This is a genomic window from Rhizobium sp. 01L419 (genome assembly GCF_056400025.1).
Map to the genome: position 1 here is coordinate 185,880 of NZ_JBFTSM010000001.1, position 14,111 is coordinate 199,990.

Genomic DNA, 14,111 nt, shown 5'->3' on the forward strand with positions numbered 1-14,111 from the left:
AGCGCGCCCAAAAACCTGGACGCGCTATATTTTCGCGGCAATCACCGTGAAAGAAATGATGGATTAGTCGTGCCGCTTCGGGCCGATCAGATTGGACGCGACAAGAGCGGCGACGATACCCGCCGTCAGTAGCGGCTGGGAGCGGATAAGGCCGATGCCGACGGTTGCCAGGGATTCCATCGCTGCGCGACGTTCGCGGGCGCGGCGGGCTTCCTGGCGATTCATGATCGCCATGATGACGAAGACGATGATCGCGATCAGCAGCGCGCAGGCCGCCAGGAAAAGCGAGGCGCCGACCGGCCCGTAAATGCCTGCCAGCCAGATGGCGCCTGCTGTCACGCCAAGCGCATAGGCGGTCAGCAGTAAAAGCAACGCAACGGCGATGAAGATGCCGTTGCGCTTGGTGCGTTCCACCGTGCGGTGAACGCTCGTGCCGACGAGCAGGCTCAGGATTGGGAAGAGCATCGAGCCTCCTAAAGCAATTCCAGCAAAAGTGCGTAGCGGTTTTGCGTCCGGAATTGCGCTAAAACAAACAGATAGAATAGTTCCGTTTTCAGAGAAAAGCGGAAATACTCTAGCGGCGGGCGAGCATGGCGACGAGCAGGCCGAAGGCGGCAGCGGCACCGACCGTTGCCAGCGGGTGACGACGCACGGTGTTTCGTACTTCGCCGGCGCCGCGCAGGTAACTTTCCTGGAGCTCTTTCAGCAGGTCCTCGCTGCGGCCGAGGATGTCTTCGTAGCTTGCGGATGCCTGCGAGCGGAGTTTTTCACCCTGATGGCGGGAGGTCTTGCCCAGAACATGCGTCAGTTCGGCGAGCTCTTCGCGCAGGGCTTCGATCTGGTCCTCGACAGTGGCTTCGAGATTGTGGAGAGCGCCGTTACGGCGGCTGCGGCTGGACTGGAAGAAGGAATAGGCCATGATTGTCTCCATAGCTGGGCGCGGCTAAGCGCCGCCCGGTTTCATACGGGGTCAGCACCATCAGTGGCACGGAAGAGAGCGCCCGGCTTTGACCCAAATCATTGCGGACAACGCAGTTGGGCCGGAAAGGTTCCTCAACTGGCGGGAAGCGCGCTATGCGCAAGCACAAAAGGCGTGCCATCGACCGGCACCTGATTGACGCGCAATGGGCAGCCGAAGACGGACTGCATGGTTTCGTCCGTCAGTACCTCACGCACATTGCCGGCGGCCGCCAGCCGGCCGGATTTCATCAGCACGATCCTGTCGGCGAAGAGCGCCGTGAGGTTCAAATCGTGCATCACGGCGATTACGCCGCCGCCGCGTTCGCAGAAACTGCGCGCCAGCCTCATGATCGTCAGCTGATGGCTGATGTCGAGGCTGGAGACGGGCTCGTCGAGCAGCAGCCAGCAGGGCCTGCCGTCGACAACAGGTTCAGCGATCTGGCAGTGAACGCGAGCGAGCTGCACGCGCTGCTGCTCGCCGCCTGAAAGTTCCTGATAGAAACGGGCTTCGAAGCCTGTCAGATCGACAGCGGCAAGGGCTTTGGCGGCGGTCTCGTCGGCCTGATCCGGGCGAAGGTTGAGGCCCGAGGTCAGGCCCATACGGACGATCTCGCGAACCGTGAACGGGAACGAAATGGCGCTTGCCTGCGGCAGGACTCCGCGAACAATGGCGAGCTGCCATGGCTTGAGGGTGCGCACTTCTTCGCCGTTCAGACGAACCGAGCCGTTATAGATCAGTTCGCCGGAAACAGCTTTCATCGTCGTCGTCTTGCCGGAGCCGTTGGGGCCGGCAATCGCGGTCAGTTCACCGGCGTTTGCCGCGAAGGCGACGTCGCGCACGATGGTCTTGCCGGAAAGGGATACGCTGACGTCGGAAACTTCGATCATCGACATAACTCAAAGGGCAAGGCGCGAGCGCTGCCGCAACAGGATCCAGAGGAAAAACGGGCCGCCGACGGCTGCCGTGATGATACCGATCGGCAGTTCGGCCGGTGCGACGATGGTGCGGGCGAGCACATCCGCGAAAATCAGCAACGAGCCTCCGAGCAGGGCGGAGGCCGGCAGCAGGAAGCGGTGGTCGGGGCCGATCACCATGCGCAGGATATGCGGCACGACGATGCCGACGAAGCCGATGCCGCCGCTGACGGCAACCGAAGCACCGGTTGCGGCGGCAACGGTGACGATGGCGATATTCTTCAGCCGCTGGACGGGTACGCCCATGTGAAAGGCTGCGGCCTCGCCGAGCGTGATGGCGTTCAGGCCGCGTGCCATGAAGGGGAGCGCGATGAAGGACAGGAGGATGATGGGGCCGGCGGCAGCGATCTTGACCCAGGTGGCGCCGGCAAGCGAGCCCATGCCCCAGAAGGTGAGATCGCGCAGCTGCTGGTCGTTGGCCATGTAGATCAGCACGCCCGTCAGCGCGCCGGCCAAGGCCCCGAGCGCGATGCCGGCGAGCAGCATGGTGGCGACAGAGGTCTGGCCGTTGCTGGTGGCGACCCGGTAGAGCAGCAGGGTGGTGGCGAGGCCGCCGCCGAAGGCTGCGAGCGGAAGGGCGTAAATGCCGAGCGCAAGGTAAAACGGTGCCGCGATCGTACCGCCGAGCACGATCATGACGACAGCGCCGAGAGCCGCGCCGGAGGAGACACCGACAAGACCGGGATCGGCCAGCGGATTGCGGAACAGGCCCTGCATGACCGCGCCGGAGACGGCGAGCGATCCGCCGATCAGGAAGCCGAGGATGGCGCGGGGCAGGCGGATATCGAAGATGATGATCCGGTCACGGGCGCTGAGTGCCGTTTCGGAGCCCGTCATGTTTCTCATGACATCGAGAATGGAAGCGTCCGATGCCCCTGTCGTGATGGAAAAGAGCAGGGCGAAGACGGAAGCCAAGATGAGAAAGGCGATACCCAGCAGGGCGAGGTTGGTTCTGTCGCCCGCCTGCCTGCTTCTGCGGAATGTCACAGGGAAGGATCGCCTGTTTTCCATCATGGCTTCCGGAACGGCCATCGTCAGCCCCCGTAGATCGCCGTGTTGAGCTCGCGAACGGCGCTTGCGGTGCGCGGGCCAAAGCCCAGCAGGTGCATGCCGTCCATGCGGATGATCGCCTTTTTTTCGCCGGCCGGCGTCAGCGCGATCGATGGCTGGGCGAGCAGATCCTCGTTCCTGGTGCCGGCACCGTCGCCGCGGTTCATCATCAGGATCACGTCGGGCTTGGCGCTGATGATCGCCTCATCGGTGAGCGGCTTGTAGCCGGGGAATTCGCCGACAGCGTTGATGGCGCCGGCAAGCTTGATGATGCCGTCAGCAGCGGTGCCGGTGCCCGAAGCCATGATGCGGCCGTTCTGGGCGCTGAGGACGAAAAGAACGCGCTTGCGCTCCGCCTCGGGGCGCTTTCCGGCATCAGTGACGGCGGCGTCGAGATCGGCGCCGACCTTTTCTTCAAGCGCCTTAGCCTTATCCTGAACGTTCAGGAGCGTGCCGACGCGATCGATCTTGGCGATGATGCCGTCGCGCGTATAGGCGTTCGGAACGGTCTCGAAGGGCACGCTGGCGTTCTTCAGAACGTTCAGCGCTTCCTGCGGGCCTGAGCCCTCGACGGCGATGATCGCCGTCGGGTTCATGGCGAGAATGCCTTCCGGCGAAAGCGCGCGCATGTAGCCGACGTCGGGCAGCTTCAAGGCGGCTTCCGGATACGTGCTCGTCGTATCGCGGGCGATCAGCCTGCTTTCCTCGCCGAGCGCGTAGATAACCTCGGTGACGTCGCCGCCGACCGAAACCAGCCGCGAGGTGTCGAGCTTCTTGTCCTCGGCATGCGCGGCGCGAACGAAAGCATAGCTCTCGCCAGCGGGTGCCGCCGGGATCAGCGGCAGGGCCATGACGGCCGCCGTCAAGGCCAGTTCCCAGAGACGGATCCGGCGCAGGTTGTTACGCATCTTCATCGTTGCGATCCTTATGCGGCGACGCTCGTTGCCCGCGGCAGGTTTTCCATGATCTCACGCCATTCGCCACTCTCGTCGGAGCCTTCCTTCCGCTTGCCGAAGAACTGGATGATCATGTTGCCTTCGGCGTCATAGGCTTCGAGTGAAGTGACATGACCGTCCTTGGTCGGCTTGCGCACGGCCCAGGTCTCCGCAATGTGGTCCTGGCGCAGATGCAGGTGGAAGGTCTCGTCGAGGATGTTGATCCACGGACCCATCGGCTGGACGTTGAAGATCGGGCCGGCATGGATCTGCACGATGCCGTTATTGGCAACGAAGCACATGATCGGCAGGCCTGATTTGACGGAAGCATGCATCATGTCGGCCGTCGCCGTATTGTCGAGCTTCCAGGCATAGTCGTCGCCGACGGTGCGCACGGCGGCCTGGCGGCCGATCTTCAGGCGCTTCAGCATGCCGAAGAACTCATGCGTATCGGTCATCTTGCTCCAGTTATCGCGCAGCTCTTCGCGGCTGACATTGCCGTCCTCGTCAGAAGCGGAAGATGCTTCCGCCTCGACGAGTTCCTGGCCCTGGTCCTCGAGCTTCAACTCGGCGACGATGCGATGGTAGGCTTCGACGTTTGATGCCGGGCGCAGATGGATCTTGTGGACGGCGTTGCCGGTCTTGTCGAAATACTGAAGGCTGAGGCGCTCGGCGTCGCCATCCTTCTTGGTGACGGCAAAGGCGTGGACCCAGCGGCTCGGGAAGACGCGCAGATCGATGTTTTCGCCGAGCACGATGGCGTTGTGCTCGCCGACCTTGATGTTTTCGTAGACGCCGATCTTCTCGTGCACGGCGCTTTCGTTGCGCGACAGCGCCATGACTTCGCCGAGATCGGCGACACGCTCCAGGAGCTTTGGGGCGCTGGCATCGATCCTGACAGCACTGATGCCGACTTCGGCGGCAACGAGGGCCGCCTCCGAAATCTTGAGCTGCGCGGCAATGTCGCGCTCGCGCATCTTCGGATTTTCAGCGCGGAATGCGCGGATTTCTGATGGTGCCGGTCTGGTCTGCTCGGTCATGTTCTACCCTGCTTATTGAGGCTACTTGTTGAGAATGAGTTTGCCCTGACGGGTGATCTTCAGGCGGTAGATCACGCCATCGTGCCGAATCATGATCTCGTTGGTGCCGGCAAAAAGATCGCCGCTTTCGAGAACACGGATTTCGGCCACTGCCGGTTCGTTGCGCAGCTGTGCGAGCTTAAAGGTATCTGGCTTTTCAACCATCATTTCGGTCGGCTTATTCCGTGATTGCGGGGGTCAAGACCCCGGGTCCGGTGACATTTATCTTGACTCTCATACTCATAGTTTTTTAAAGACGCAATAATTGAAGACAAAAGCAGTCAAGTTTTTGATGCTGCTGTTTTGGAGCCGTTTGACGGCGGTCGATTTGCTCTATGGAGAGGCGATAATGACGGGTCGGTTTGCTGCGTTTGCGACTGGTGTGCTGTTTTCGATTTCGGGGGTGGCGCAGGCCTATGCGCAGGATGCGACTGCCGTCTCCAAGCTGGATGTCGAGCTAAATGCGCTGGCGCCCTCGCAGAAGGGCTGCATGATGACCTTCGTTGCCGAAAACAATCTGGCGACGCCGATCAACAAGGTCTCCTTCGAACTCGCCTTCTTCAACGACAAGAATGCCGTCGACCGCATCACCGTGCTCGATTTCCGCGATCTGCCGCAGGGCAAGAAGCGCGTGCGCCAGTTCGATATGCCTGGTGTCAAGTGCGAGACGGTCACGCGCGTCCTCATCAACGACACGCCTGTCTGTGACGGACCGGCTGCCGGCGAATGCATGAAGGGTCTCGTGACCCGTTCGCAGATTTCGGTTCCTTTCGAAGGCTAAGACGAGTTCAAGGCTAAGACCGGGCCGGGATGAACCCGGCGCGCATGTTTCAGGCTGTCCGAGGCGTAAAATGGCAATTTCAGCGAAATCCAGATCGAGACACGTGCTCATCGAGGAGCCCGACGCTGATGCCAGCCTGAACGACAACACTCCCGGCATGCATCCCGGCCACGAGCTGTCCGACCTGCGCAACGTGCAGCGTCAGCCGGCCGGCGAGCAGGTCATTCATTATGCGCGCGCCGCGCAGATCTCGTCTTTCCCCGATCATCCCGAAACTGCAGCGGCCGCTCCCTCCGCTCCGCCGCCGATGGATGCGGCGGTAGAGAAGCAGGAAGACGAGAAGAAGCCGGTGCGGCGGCGGCTGACGGTCACGTGCATCTGCTCGCTACTTTTTCATGCGGCATTGGCGATGGCGCTGATCGTTGCCTTCCCTAGGGCGCCGGACGAGGCGATCGAAGAGGCCGGCGAGGCGATGAGCGTCGTCATGTACGGCAATTCGGATATCGACCAGACGGCCGCGGGCGAGACCGAAACGACCGTCCAGCAAGAAATCATTCCTGAGGCCGTCCAGCCCGACACGATCCAGCCGACGCAGACGGGGCAAGTTCAGCCGGAGGCCGTGCAGCCGACCGAGGTCTCGCCCGTCGAGACGCAGGACGCCGTTCAGCAGGCGCCGGCACCGGAAGTGACGCGTGTCTCGCCGGAAACGGCGACGGCAGCCGAGCCGGAAATTCTGGTTTCGGAGGTGCCGGCCGAGGAATCCGTTGCGCAGCCGATGTCGACGGTCGTCCCCGAACAGCAGGTGACGGTCGATACGGTCTCTCCGGAGGTGCAGCCCTCCGAGGTACCGCCGAGCGCGGTACAGCCCGCCGAAGTGCAGCCCAGCGAAGCGCAGCCTTCAGACGTTCAGCCGACCGAATTTCAGCCGTCAGAGACGCAGCCTGAGACCGCAGTGGCTCCCGAAGAGGTGAAGCCGGTCGAAACCGTCGAAGTCCAGCCCGAGCCGGAGCAGCCGCCGGAGGTGATAACGCCGACGCCGAAGCCCAAGGTGACGACGCAGGAAAAGCCGAAGCCGGTTGAGAAGAAGCAAGCGCCGAAGAAGACGGTGGGTTCGCGAGGCGAGGGCCAGCAGGATTCCCAGCGGGGTGTTGCCGAAGGAACCTCAACCGCGCAATCGGACAGCAATTCGCAGGTTGCCAGCAACAATAACGGTGTCGGCACTGCGGCCGTTGCCAATTACAAGGGCAAGGTCAGAAGCCGTATCCGCCGGGCGATCAGGAAGCCCCGTGGGGTGGAAGGCACCGTGGTCGTCACCTTTTCGGTGAGCGGCAATGGTGGGCTCGCGGGGGCTCGCGTTTCGCAGGGATCCGGCGTTCCCGATATCGATCAACTTGCTCTCGATGCGGTGCGCCGTGCCGCGCCGTTCAGCCCGCCGCCCGGTGGGCAGGCCATGACTATGGTGGTTCCCATCCAGATCCAGTAAATATGATAAAAATAATCAACTTTATACTTTACTCTAAAAATCAAGTTTAATAAGGTCCGTTCGCACACGCAGGAATCGTGTGACGATCAACGAGCGAACGGGTGGTAAATGGCTCGAAAGGCGAAGAAGGGGGCGAACCGGGAGATCCGTGTTCAAGCCGATCAGGAGACGAAAGAGTCTTCCTCCGGACGCTCCAAGCTGGATGGCCGCAGTTTCCTCTATGTCGGCGGTCGTGATTGCCAGGTGGCGCATCTTCGCCAGATCGCCAGCAATTTCGGCGCCGAGCTCATCCATCATGACGGCGGCCTTCGCGAAGCCGTTTCCCGCATCGATACATTGCTTCCCTCGGTCGACTGCGTCTTCTGCCCCATCGACTGTATCAGCCACGATGCCTGCCTGCGCGTGAAGACCGGCTGCAAGAAGTTCAGCAAGGCCTTCATCCCGCTGCGCAACGGCAGCAAGTCCAGCCTGGAACGTGCGCTGCAGACGATGAACGAACGAGACAATTCCCGATGACTGAAGAACGCCCTGACGGGTTTACAATGATCGGCCTGCACAAGCTTGCCGCTCACGGCGGCGATGGCCTGGTGCCGGAGCTCTACGAGATTTTCCTTGAGAATGCCGCGCGTCAGCGCAGCTATCCGAACGTGGTGCTGTTTCCCGCCTGGGAAGCGCGCATGCCCGGTGAAGAGGCCGCAAAACCCATTGGCGCGGATGCTGCCAAGGGCAATAATATCGTCGCCTTTCCGCTTTATGCGGAGCGGGCGGACAAGAAAAAGGCGTAGGGAGTTTTTGATGTATATCGCGATGAACCGTTTCAAGGTTGCAGCCGGCGCCGAAGGTGATTTCGAGGCTGTCTGGCGCAACCGCGACTCGAGCCTCTCGGAGGTTCCGGGTTTCGTCGAATTCCGCCTGCTGCGCGGCAAGGCCAATGCGGAGGAGGGCTATACGCTGTTTTCCTCCCACACGCTCTGGCGCAGCGAAGAGGATTTTCTGAACTGGACGAAGTCGGAGAATTTCCGTGCTGCGCATCGTAATGCCGGCGAGCGCAGGGAGATGTACAAGGGCCCGCCGGTGTTTGAGGGCTTCAACGTCGTGAATGGCATATGAGTGGCGATCCTGATCGCATCGAGGTTCTGCCAGTTCTGCCGTCACTCGATATTGGGGAGACGCTATCCTTTTATCGCGATCAGCTCGGCTTTGCCAAAATCGTGCATCTGGCGCCGGACTATCTGATCCTCCGGCGCGATGAGATGGAGTTGCATTTCTGGCTGACCGATGATCGCTCTCTGCCGGAAAAGACCTCCGTCTATCTGCGCGGCGGGCGCATTGCCGCGCTGCATGAGGAATATCATGCGAAGGGTGTGCCGCGCCTGACGGATATGGAAGTGCGGGCGTGGAATATGGAGGAATTCTATATCCATGATCCGCATGGCAATCTCTTGCGATTTGGGCGGATACCGAAGACGGTTGGTTAGGTTTCGATACGGAAAGGCGTTCGCCGACTTACCCTTCTCCCCACGGGGGAGAAGGTGGCCCGGAGGGTCGGATGAGGGGGCTCCGGATACCGACGGGAGATAGTGTCAGACAAGCTCGACAAGTTTTTTCATCGCATCGTCGCGAGAACAGTGATTGTGGCGTGATGCGAGGATGGCACCCGTGGCCCCCTCATCCGCCCTCCGGGCACCTTCTCCCCTGTTGGGAGAAGGGGGTTAGTCCCGAACCCGCCAGAACGCACTCGCCGAAACCGCCAGCCAGCCCAGCATCATCGCCCAGCCCCCGGTCGGGGCTGCGTATGGGAACAGACCGGAGCCGGTGAAGCGCAGGGTGACGAGATCGCCCGCAAACAGCAGTGTCCCCGCAATCATCAGCAAACCGGCGAGCCAGGCGGTTTTGATTTTGCCTGCACCGAGCGCCAGTGCCAGAAGGGCAGGGGCGTGGGCAAGGCACATGGTGGAGGCCGAGGAGGCCAGATGCGCATCGCCGCCGCCATGGGCGGCAAGGGCGGCAAGAGCCACGCCCGCAAGGCCGAACAGGCCGGCGAAGAGGAAGAGCACCGGCTCCAGACGCGCGTTCAGGCTCATGATTGTTCCTTGTTCTGCATGTGATGGGCGAGCCGTTCGACCGGCGTCCAGATGAGGTCGCGCAGCGCCTGGCTGGGAATGGTTTCGTCCATAGCCAGGCGGAAGCAGAGCAGCCATTCGTCGCGTTCGACAGGGCCGATCTCGGCGACGAAATGGCGGCTGCGCAGACGGGGATGGCCGCGCTTGTCGGTATAGAGCGGGGGGCCGCCGAGATAACCGGTCATATATTCGTAGAATTTTTCTTCGCTGCCTTCGAGGCTTGGCGGATGCACGGCGCGCACGTGTTTCGCCTCCGGCAGCGTATCCATCAGCTCGTAGAAGCGATGGGTCAGAGCCCGGACGACCGGATCGCCGCCGATCGCCTCATATAAAGTCGTCACCTGTTCCGACAAGAAACCATCCCTTTGATACCCGCCCCAAGAGTGGCACGCATCCCCTGCGCCGCTCCGGGTTTTATACCAGCATCGGATCACCAAAAACCGTTTCAGGCTTTTCGGTCCGATACTTAGATGCACCCGATCAAAAAGGATCGCAACTGTCATCAAAACACCGCGTCACTTCGCGCATAATCCTTTGCGAGGCAGGGTCTGCAGCCGATTCTTCTTGACAAAACCGTCCGGACGGTATCTTTATCAATCCATGTCAAACGCCCATCATCGCAAGAAACAACCCGTGCTCGTACGCCAGCAGTTGCTGGAGGTCGCCGCGCGCCTTGCTGGGGAGAGTGGCATGAGCGCTGTGACGCTCGATGCGGTCTCGGCCGCGTCAGGTGTCAGCAAGGGCGGGCTGCTGCATCACTTTCCGACGAAGAACGCGCTGCTGGATGCCCTGTTCGAAAGCCTGCTGGAGAAGTTCGACGCCGATATAGACGAGCTGATGCGCGGCGACCCGCTGCCGCAGGGACGTTTCTCGCGCGCCTATCTGCAGGCGGTGTCCGGGCTGAAGGATCGTCCCGACGATTCCCGAAGCTGGACGCAGGTGACGATCGCACTGCTTGCCGAACCCCGGCTGCGCCTGCGATGGCGCCAATGGGTGGCGGCGAGGGCCGAGGAATATATCGGTACCGACTCCGCGCTCGACACCCTGATCGTCCGTTTTGCCGCCGACGGTCTGTGGTTCGCAGATACGTTGGAAAGCCATGATATCAGCGATGCTCTGAGGCGAGACCTGATCGCCCGCCTCATCGAGCTGACCCACAAGTAGATTACGAAGGAATACCGCCATGAACCCGGCTGCTGTCTATGGGCTGCTCGTTGCAGCCATCGTGCTTGAAGTTATCGGCACGACAGCACTTCAGCTTTCCCAGCAGTTCACCCGCCTCGGGCCGACGGCGCTTGTGGTCGTCTGCTATGGGGCCGCCTTCTACTGCCTGTCGCTGACACTGAAGCATATTCCCGTCGGCATCGCCTATGCGATTTGGAGCGCTTTGGGAATCGTGCTGATTTCCACCGTCGGGCTTATCTTTTTCAAGCAGCGGCTGGATACGCCCGCCATCATCGGCCTCGGCCTGATCATCTCGGGCGTGGTCGTCGTCAACCTGTTCTCCAAGTCCATTTCCCATTGATCTGAAAGGGGGTTTTTCCGGGTCGCGAAGCCTGGAAAAATCCTCTTTGTCAAAATGCCGACAAAGGTCTATGTCTTCGTCTGATGCGGAGGAGAAACCGCTTTGGCTGGCCATCTCTCCAAAGCGCTTTGAATCCCGCCTTCCTGATTGCCCAAAATCCAAAGGTTCTAGAGGAGCACCGCCATGGCCATTCGCACCGTCGTCTGGGGAGAGAACATCCATGAGACAACCAACGAGATCGTCCGCGGCATCTATCCCGAGGGCATGCACACGACCATTGCCAAGGCGCTGAACACCGACCCGGCGATTTCCGCGACGACCGCGACGCTGCAGGAGCCCGAGCATGGGTTGAGCGAAGCGCGGCTTGCCGAGACCGATGTCCTGACCTGGTGGGGCCATAAGGATCATGGCGCGGTGTCCGACGAAGTCGTCGAGCGTGTCGCCAAGCGGGTGTGGGAAGGCATGGGCCTGCTCGTGCTGCATTCCGGTCATTTCTCGAAGATCTTCAAGCGTCTGATGGGCACGCCCTGTGCGCTGAAATGGCGCGAGGCGGGTGAACGCGAGCGGCTGTGGACGATCAATCAGCGCCATCCGATCGCTGCCGGTATCGGCGAGCATTTCGAGCTGGAGAACGAAGAGATGTACGGCGAGCAGTTCTCGGTACCGGAGCCGCTGGAAACGGTGTTCATCTCCTGGTTCCAGGGTGGCGAAGTCTTCCGCTCCGGCCTGACCTGGCGCCGTGGTGCCGGCAACATCTTCTATTTCCGCCCCGGCCACGAAACCTACCCGACCTACCACGATGCCAACGTGCAGAAGGTGCTGATCAACGGCGTCAAGTGGGCCTATAACGCCGAGGGTGCATTGAAGAGCATCACCGATGCTCCAAATGTGCCGGTAGAAAAAGCACTGGAGCCGATCGTCGAGCGCGGCCCGAGACTGCACCAGGCCGGCGAAGCCGGTTACCGCTGAGGAGCATCCATGCGACTACTCGTTCTTGGTACGGGCGTGATGGCGAAAAACCAGCTCGCCCACTTCATGAATATGGACGGTGTGACCGTGGTCGGCGCCGTCGACACGGATTCCGAACGTCTGGCCGCCTTTGCCGATAAGTTCAATATCGAGAAGCGGTTTCTGACGCTGGAGGAGGCGATCGCCTGGGGTGAATTCGATGCGGCGACAAATATCACGCCCGACCGGATTCACCACCCGACCACCATGGCGCTGATCGCGGCCGGCAAGCATGTGCTTTGTGAGAAACCGCTGGCGGAAAATTATCCAAGGGCGCTGGAGATGACGGAAGCGGCTGAAAAGGCCGGCGTCATTAACATGGTGAACCTCACCTATCGCAACGTCGCTCCCCTGCAGCGCGCCCGCGAGATGGTGCTTTCGGGCGAGCTCGGCACGATCAAGCATGTGGAGGCCTCCTATCTTCAGAGCTGGCTCGTTTCGCGTGCCTGGGGGGACTGGCGCACGGAATCCACCTGGCTGTGGCGCCTGTCCACCGGTCACGGATCGAACGGCGTGCTCGGCGATGTCGGTATCCATATCCTCGACTTCGCAGCCTATGGCGCTGCGACCGACATCGATCACGTCTTTGCGCGGCTCAAGACCTTCAACAAGGCGCCGGGCGGCCAGATCGGCGAGTATATGCTTGACGCCAATGACAGCTTCACCATGTCGGTCGATTTCGCCAATGGCGCGCTCGGTGTCATCCACGCGAGCCGCTGGGCAACCGGACATCTCAACGAGTTGAGGCTGCGCATTTACGGCGAGAAGGGCAGCCTTGAGGTCATCCACCGTCCAAGCGGTTCCGAACTGTATGGCTGCCTTGGTGAGGACGTGGAAACTGCGAACTGGAAGCCGATCGAGGTAGCGCCGGTTGCCACCAATTATCAGCGTTTTGCCGAGGCCGTGGCAAGTGGCGTGCAACTCGACCCGAACTTCCGCCATGCGGCAAACCTGCAAAAGGTGCTCGACCTTGCCATGGTCAGCGAGCGCGAACGCCGCGAGCTGAAAGTCTGATATTTTTCCCGGATATGTCTTTGGGAAACGGGAACTGCCGTGTTTCGACGCGGCGGTTCCCTGCGGCATTTGACCGCTAGAGCGATACTTGAGGCGCGGTGGGGATTATCCATATTTAGGAAATGGCAAACGCGCTGATGTCGTGTCGGCTCCTGCGCGGAAGGCCATGCAATTTCCCCGAACATTTCCGTTTTTCTTCGAAACACGGAAGCGCTCTATTTTTCGTCTTGAGGCAATTCCGGACGCAAAACCGCTGTGCACTTTTGCTGGAGTTGCTTTAGTCAGCAATGGAAAGCCTATGACTGACGGTATCGCCAATACACCCCTTCCCGAAAAATCAGGATCCACCTTCGCCGAGCAGGGCTTTGTCACTGCCGGGATCGCCCCCATGGATCGCCCCAGTGCCGTGACGCGCTTCTTCATGGACATCGTCGCCTGGGCCGAGCGCCTGAACTTCAAATATGCAAAGCTCGGCAATCCGCCGGTCTATGACATCAACGTTTTCCCGTGGGCGAAGGAGGTCGAGAAGGCCTGGCCGCAGATCCGCGCCGAGCTTGACCGCGTGCTCGTGCGCCAGAGCGAGCTGCCGAGCTTTCAGGAAATCGCCACCGACGTGCAAACCATCTCCAAGGACAACAGGTGGAAGACCTTCTTCCTTTCCGGCTTCGGCCTGAAGTCGGAGCAGAATATCCGGGCCTGCCCGGAAACCTGGAAGGCCGTGCAGAAGATCCCGGGGTTGAAGACGGCGATGTTCTCGATCTTCGAGCCCGGCAAACACCTGCCGGCGCATCGCGGCCCGTATAATGGCGTATTGCGCCTGCATCTCGGCATGATCGTGCCTGATGCCACCGACAAGCTTGCCATCCGCGTCCAGGACCAGATCTGCCACTGGCAGGAAGGCAAGGCGCTGATCTTCGACGATGCCTATGAGCACGAGGCCTGGAACCATACGGACAAGACGCGCGTCGTTCTGTTCATCGATTTCGTGAAGCCGCTGAAATTCCCGGCACGGATCGTCAACTGGCTTCTGCTCAATCTTGCGGTTTTCACGCCGTTCATTCGCGAAGGGCTGGATAATCACAAGGAATGGGAAAAGAAGTTCTATGCGCAGGCTGAAGCGCTGCGGAACCGCACCTGACAAAAAAGCCCCGCCAGTCGAGGCGGGGCTGCATCTTTTC

At 60.9% G+C, this 14,111-nt stretch carries 20 protein-coding genes; 11 read left to right on the top strand and 9 right to left on the bottom strand.

Annotation, left to right across the window (positions count from 1 at the left end; all coding sequences use genetic code 11):
- Positions 1–63 precede the first annotated feature (63 nt).
- The 7 genes from AC1DUP_RS00900 to hemP form a co-directional block, all read right to left on the bottom strand.
- A complete protein-coding gene (locus AC1DUP_RS00900) occupies positions 64–465 on the bottom strand; it encodes a hypothetical protein (RefSeq protein ID WP_477831849.1) in 402 nt (133 codons plus the stop codon).
- A 109-nt stretch (positions 466–574) separates the two neighbouring features.
- The gene (locus AC1DUP_RS00905) at positions 575–919 is read right to left on the bottom strand and encodes an ElaB/YgaM/YqjD family protein (RefSeq protein WP_477831850.1); all 345 of its coding nucleotides are present in this window, start codon (positions 917–919) and stop codon (positions 575–577) included.
- Positions 920–1,053: 134 nt separating this feature from the next.
- Positions 1,054–1,848 carry a heme ABC transporter ATP-binding protein gene (locus AC1DUP_RS00910; protein WP_477831851.1) on the bottom strand — a complete coding sequence of 265 codons (795 nt, stop codon included), beginning with the start codon at positions 1,846–1,848 and terminating at the stop codon, positions 1,054–1,056.
- 9 nt (positions 1,849–1,857) lie between these two features.
- The gene (locus AC1DUP_RS00915) at positions 1,858–2,967 is read right to left on the bottom strand and encodes an iron ABC transporter permease (RefSeq protein WP_115034241.1); all 1,110 of its coding nucleotides are present in this window, start codon (positions 2,965–2,967) and stop codon (positions 1,858–1,860) included.
- A gap of 2 nt (positions 2,968–2,969) precedes the next feature.
- Positions 2,970–3,899 (bottom strand): heme/hemin ABC transporter substrate-binding protein, encoded by a 930-nt coding sequence (locus tag AC1DUP_RS00920; protein WP_477831852.1) that lies wholly within the window; start codon positions 3,897–3,899, stop codon positions 2,970–2,972.
- Positions 3,900–3,910: 11 nt separating this feature from the next.
- The gene (locus AC1DUP_RS00925; protein ID WP_477831853.1) at positions 3,911–4,960 is read right to left on the bottom strand and encodes a hemin-degrading factor; all 1,050 of its coding nucleotides are present in this window, start codon (positions 4,958–4,960) and stop codon (positions 3,911–3,913) included.
- 21 nt (positions 4,961–4,981) lie between these two features.
- The gene (gene hemP, locus AC1DUP_RS00930; protein WP_113299726.1) at positions 4,982–5,167 is read right to left on the bottom strand and encodes a hemin uptake protein HemP; all 186 of its coding nucleotides are present in this window, start codon (positions 5,165–5,167) and stop codon (positions 4,982–4,984) included.
- Positions 5,168–5,348: 181 nt separating this feature from the next.
- Between hemP and AC1DUP_RS00935 the strand changes: the two genes are divergently transcribed.
- The 6 genes from AC1DUP_RS00935 (at position 5,349) to AC1DUP_RS00960 (ending at position 8,741) form a co-directional block, all read left to right on the top strand.
- Complete coding sequence (locus AC1DUP_RS00935; protein WP_113299817.1) at positions 5,349–5,780, top strand: hypothetical protein; 432 nt, start codon at positions 5,349–5,351, stop codon at positions 5,778–5,780.
- Between the two features lie 70 nt (positions 5,781–5,850).
- Entirely contained in the window at positions 5,851–7,263 is a 1,413-nt protein-coding gene (locus tag AC1DUP_RS00940; RefSeq protein ID WP_477831854.1) for an energy transducer TonB family protein, read from the top strand.
- A 108-nt stretch (positions 7,264–7,371) separates the two neighbouring features.
- The gene (locus AC1DUP_RS00945) at positions 7,372–7,779 is read left to right on the top strand and encodes a DUF2325 domain-containing protein (RefSeq protein WP_113299724.1); all 408 of its coding nucleotides are present in this window, start codon (positions 7,372–7,374) and stop codon (positions 7,777–7,779) included.
- Positions 7,776–8,048 (top strand): hypothetical protein, encoded by a 273-nt coding sequence (locus AC1DUP_RS00950; RefSeq protein ID WP_113299723.1) that lies wholly within the window; start codon positions 7,776–7,778, stop codon positions 8,046–8,048. Before AC1DUP_RS00945 ends, AC1DUP_RS00950 begins: the two co-directional genes overlap by 4 nt.
- A gap of 10 nt (positions 8,049–8,058) precedes the next feature.
- Positions 8,059–8,373 (top strand): heme-degrading protein HmuQ, encoded by a 315-nt coding sequence (gene hmuQ, locus AC1DUP_RS00955; RefSeq protein ID WP_115034246.1) that lies wholly within the window; start codon positions 8,059–8,061, stop codon positions 8,371–8,373.
- Complete coding sequence (locus tag AC1DUP_RS00960; RefSeq protein ID WP_477831855.1) at positions 8,370–8,741, top strand: bleomycin resistance protein; 372 nt, start codon at positions 8,370–8,372, stop codon at positions 8,739–8,741. The genes hmuQ and AC1DUP_RS00960 overlap by 4 nt, the downstream gene beginning before the upstream one ends.
- A 234-nt stretch (positions 8,742–8,975) precedes the next feature.
- Here the strand turns inward: AC1DUP_RS00960 and AC1DUP_RS00965 are convergent, their stop codons facing one another.
- Together AC1DUP_RS00965 and AC1DUP_RS00970 are read right to left on the bottom strand one after the other, a co-directional pair.
- Positions 8,976–9,347, bottom strand: a complete 372-nt coding sequence (locus AC1DUP_RS00965) for a DUF423 domain-containing protein (protein ID WP_477831856.1) — start codon at positions 9,345–9,347, stop codon at positions 8,976–8,978.
- Positions 9,344–9,739, bottom strand: coding sequence for a group II truncated hemoglobin (locus tag AC1DUP_RS00970; RefSeq protein ID WP_477831857.1), 396 nt, complete (start codon positions 9,737–9,739; stop codon positions 9,344–9,346). Before AC1DUP_RS00970 ends, AC1DUP_RS00965 begins: the two co-directional genes overlap by 4 nt.
- A 247-nt stretch (positions 9,740–9,986) precedes the next feature.
- On the opposite strand from AC1DUP_RS00970, the gene AC1DUP_RS00975 reads away from it, so the two are divergent.
- The 5 genes from AC1DUP_RS00975 to olsC all read left to right on the top strand — a co-directional run bounded on the left by AC1DUP_RS00975 (position 9,987) and on the right by olsC (position 14,071).
- Positions 9,987–10,550 carry a TetR/AcrR family transcriptional regulator gene (locus AC1DUP_RS00975; RefSeq protein ID WP_113299718.1) on the top strand — a complete coding sequence of 188 codons (564 nt, stop codon included), beginning with the start codon at positions 9,987–9,989 and terminating at the stop codon, positions 10,548–10,550.
- A gap of 19 nt (positions 10,551–10,569) precedes the next feature.
- A complete protein-coding gene (locus AC1DUP_RS00980) occupies positions 10,570–10,911 on the top strand; it encodes an SMR family transporter (RefSeq protein ID WP_113311308.1) in 342 nt (113 codons plus the stop codon).
- A 183-nt stretch (positions 10,912–11,094) separates the two neighbouring features.
- Positions 11,095–11,880 carry a ThuA domain-containing protein gene (locus AC1DUP_RS00985; protein WP_115034249.1) on the top strand — a complete coding sequence of 262 codons (786 nt, stop codon included), beginning with the start codon at positions 11,095–11,097 and terminating at the stop codon, positions 11,878–11,880.
- Between the two features lie 9 nt (positions 11,881–11,889).
- Complete coding sequence (locus AC1DUP_RS00990; protein ID WP_113298928.1) at positions 11,890–12,933, top strand: Gfo/Idh/MocA family protein; 1,044 nt, start codon at positions 11,890–11,892, stop codon at positions 12,931–12,933.
- A gap of 298 nt (positions 12,934–13,231) precedes the next feature.
- A complete protein-coding gene (olsC, locus tag AC1DUP_RS00995; RefSeq protein WP_477831858.1) occupies positions 13,232–14,071 on the top strand; it encodes an ornithine lipid ester-linked acyl 2-hydroxylase OlsC in 840 nt (279 codons plus the stop codon).
- Positions 14,072–14,111: the final 40 nt, after the last annotated feature.

What these genes read in the sequence shown, in the direction of transcription:
- AC1DUP_RS00920 (WP_477831852.1), bottom strand. Translation starts at nt 3,899, where the DNA reads ATGAAGATGCGTAACAACCTGCGCCGGATCCGTCTCTGGGAACTGGCC.
- AC1DUP_RS00925 (WP_477831853.1), bottom strand. Translation starts at nt 4,960, where the DNA reads ATGACCGAGCAGACCAGACCGGCACCATCAGAAATCCGCGCATTCCGC.
- AC1DUP_RS00935 (WP_113299817.1), top strand. Translation starts at nt 5,349, where the DNA reads ATGACGGGTCGGTTTGCTGCGTTTGCGACTGGTGTGCTGTTTTCGATT.
- AC1DUP_RS00905 (WP_477831850.1), bottom strand. Translation starts at nt 919, where the DNA reads ATGGCCTATTCCTTCTTCCAGTCCAGCCGCAGCCGCCGTAACGGCGCT.
- AC1DUP_RS00915 (WP_115034241.1), bottom strand. Translation starts at nt 2,967, where the DNA reads ATGGCCGTTCCGGAAGCCATGATGGAAAACAGGCGATCCTTCCCTGTG.
- AC1DUP_RS00965 (WP_477831856.1), bottom strand. Translation starts at nt 9,347, where the DNA reads ATGAGCCTGAACGCGCGTCTGGAGCCGGTGCTCTTCCTCTTCGCCGGC.
- hmuQ (WP_115034246.1), top strand. Translation starts at nt 8,059, where the DNA reads ATGTATATCGCGATGAACCGTTTCAAGGTTGCAGCCGGCGCCGAAGGT.
- AC1DUP_RS00945 (WP_113299724.1), top strand. Translation starts at nt 7,372, where the DNA reads ATGGCTCGAAAGGCGAAGAAGGGGGCGAACCGGGAGATCCGTGTTCAA.
- AC1DUP_RS00990 (WP_113298928.1), top strand. Translation starts at nt 11,890, where the DNA reads ATGCGACTACTCGTTCTTGGTACGGGCGTGATGGCGAAAAACCAGCTC.
- AC1DUP_RS00940 (WP_477831854.1), top strand. Translation starts at nt 5,851, where the DNA reads ATGGCAATTTCAGCGAAATCCAGATCGAGACACGTGCTCATCGAGGAG.
- AC1DUP_RS00900 (WP_477831849.1), bottom strand. Translation starts at nt 465, where the DNA reads ATGCTCTTCCCAATCCTGAGCCTGCTCGTCGGCACGAGCGTTCACCGC.
- olsC (WP_477831858.1), top strand. Translation starts at nt 13,232, where the DNA reads ATGACTGACGGTATCGCCAATACACCCCTTCCCGAAAAATCAGGATCC.
- hemP (WP_113299726.1), bottom strand. Translation starts at nt 5,167, where the DNA reads ATGATGGTTGAAAAGCCAGATACCTTTAAGCTCGCACAGCTGCGCAAC.
- AC1DUP_RS00960 (WP_477831855.1), top strand. Translation starts at nt 8,370, where the DNA reads ATGAGTGGCGATCCTGATCGCATCGAGGTTCTGCCAGTTCTGCCGTCA.
- AC1DUP_RS00950 (WP_113299723.1), top strand. Translation starts at nt 7,776, where the DNA reads ATGACTGAAGAACGCCCTGACGGGTTTACAATGATCGGCCTGCACAAG.
- AC1DUP_RS00910 (WP_477831851.1), bottom strand. Translation starts at nt 1,848, where the DNA reads ATGATCGAAGTTTCCGACGTCAGCGTATCCCTTTCCGGCAAGACCATC.
- AC1DUP_RS00985 (WP_115034249.1), top strand. Translation starts at nt 11,095, where the DNA reads ATGGCCATTCGCACCGTCGTCTGGGGAGAGAACATCCATGAGACAACC.
- AC1DUP_RS00980 (WP_113311308.1), top strand. Translation starts at nt 10,570, where the DNA reads ATGAACCCGGCTGCTGTCTATGGGCTGCTCGTTGCAGCCATCGTGCTT.
- AC1DUP_RS00975 (WP_113299718.1), top strand. Translation starts at nt 9,987, where the DNA reads ATGTCAAACGCCCATCATCGCAAGAAACAACCCGTGCTCGTACGCCAG.